We start from the raw sequence: 1869 nt of genomic DNA on the forward strand, positions 1-1869 counted from the left end.
TTTGCGCGTCCCCCTGTGGACCGGCAGCACCCGGTCCAGACGCTGTGATCTGCCCGCTCTGACCGGAGGTGTTCTGCGGCGTGCCCGGCGCTGAAGGTTTTGCAGACGTATCGTCGCTCTTCTTGGCCGTCACGGCTGTTGCGAGCTGTGGCGGTGTCTCTGCAGCCTTGGTCGCGGCCTCGGGTTGTTTAACGAAGGCGACGAGTTCTTGGCAGAGGTTCGCAGGTCTACCAGTGCCGCCGGTGCTATCGCTCGGAGGCTGAACCGAAGCACCTTGAGCAAGTGCAAAAGCTGGTGTCAGAACCAGCGCGACGATCATCATCGCCCTCAAAGCCTGCATGTCGATGTCCTTGGATCAGCCGGGAACAGCGCAGACGCGTTCACACGTGCTGATCACAGGAAACTGATCGCGAGATAATTGGTTGCGATGGAACTTTCGGCGAAAAACAGTCTCGCAAGACATCCGTCCTATTTACATTTCTGTCGGGTATCCAATTGGTTTCCCGTCACCCGTCACCCGTCACCCGTCACCCGTGACCTAAGGCGGCAAAGTACGAGAGGGGTGACAAACGGACCTTAGCCTTGTGTTAGGAGGCGGACGTTCTGATTCCGACCCGACATAGTCATACATGCTGCTGCAAGCGTACATAGATCTAGGCTCTGTCAAAGGGTAAAAAAATGACTCTTTGCAGACCTAGCGGCTGGCCGGATGAGGCGTCTGCTCCGGATGGAGAAGCAGACCTGCCCGGGGAGGTCACGACATCAGCATGTTGGGACCCTTTAAATTACCGGCGGAATGCCTCTAGGAACGTCATGCCACCGCAGGTCTATCAGCATCAGACCGGCATAAGAGGAGCACAGCTCAGCATGGACTGAAGCCAGAAGGGCTGTCGAAGCGCCGTCTGGTAGCGGGTTCGGGCGCCTGATCAGCCCCCCTTGAAGTGGTCCGCCCTTTGATATGGCTTTTGAGCCTGGAGGACGGACGAGATGGCAAAGCACCCGAAACCTGAGGAGATCGTTGCCAAGTTGCGGCAGGCGGATGTGCTGATCTCACAGGGCCAGAGCGTGGCCGATGCAATCCGCGCGCTCGGCGTGAGTACGGTGACGTACTACCGATGGCGGCGTGAGTTTGGCGGCCTGAAGTCGGATCAGGTTCGACGGATGAAGGACCTGGAGACCGAGAACGCTCGGCTGCGAAAGGCGATTGCGGATCTCACCCTCGACAAGCTGATCCTGCAGGAGGCGTCTCGGGGAAACTTTTGAGCCCCGCGCGCCGGCGCGCCTGTGTCGAGCACATCATGCTGACGATGACCGTCTCCGAGCGCCGCGCCTGTCGGGCGCTCGGACAGCATCGCTCGACGCAGCGCAAGGTACCGCGGGGCCGGGACGACGAAGAGTCTCTGACGGCTGATCTTGTGGCGTTGGCCGAAAAGTACGGGCGTTACGGCTACCGCAAGATCAGCGCGTTGCTGAAGGCGGCCGGGTGGTTCGTCAACGACAAGCGCGTCGAACGCATTTGGCGGCGTGAGGGTCTGAAAGTGCCGGCCAAGCAGCCCAAGCGGGGGCGGATCTGGAACAACGCCGGTTCCTGTGTTCGTCTTCGCCCGGAACACCGCAATCACGTGTGGTCGTACGACTTCGTCGAGGCCCGCACGCACGATGGGCGCAAGATCCGGATGCTGAACGTCATCGATGCGTTCACGCGCGAGTGCCTGGCCATCCGCGTATCCCGCAAGCTCAAGGCGCTGGACGTGATCGACGTGCTCTCGGACCTGTTCAGCCTGCGCGGGGTGCCAGGCCCTATCCGCTCGGACAACGTCCTACGTAGCGAGGAAGGACGGCTGGCTAGGCAACAGGTCTCCGTCCGCG

At 60.8% G+C, this 1869-nt stretch carries 2 pseudogenes; one reads left to right on the top strand and one right to left on the bottom strand.

Going from position 1 to position 1869, the window contains the following annotated elements:
* A pseudogene (locus tag CRT23_RS28990) lies at positions 1–340 on the bottom strand (hypothetical protein); the annotation flags it as partial.
* 647 nt (positions 341–987) lie between these two features.
* On the opposite strand from CRT23_RS28990, the pseudogene CRT23_RS27420 reads away from it, so the two are divergent.
* Positions 988–1869, top strand: a pseudogene (locus tag CRT23_RS27420) (IS3 family transposase); the annotation flags it as partial.

Origin of the sequence: Methylobacterium sp. V23 (genome assembly GCF_002917135.1) — a bacterium.
Classification (GTDB): domain Bacteria; phylum Pseudomonadota; class Alphaproteobacteria; order Rhizobiales; family Beijerinckiaceae; genus Methylobacterium.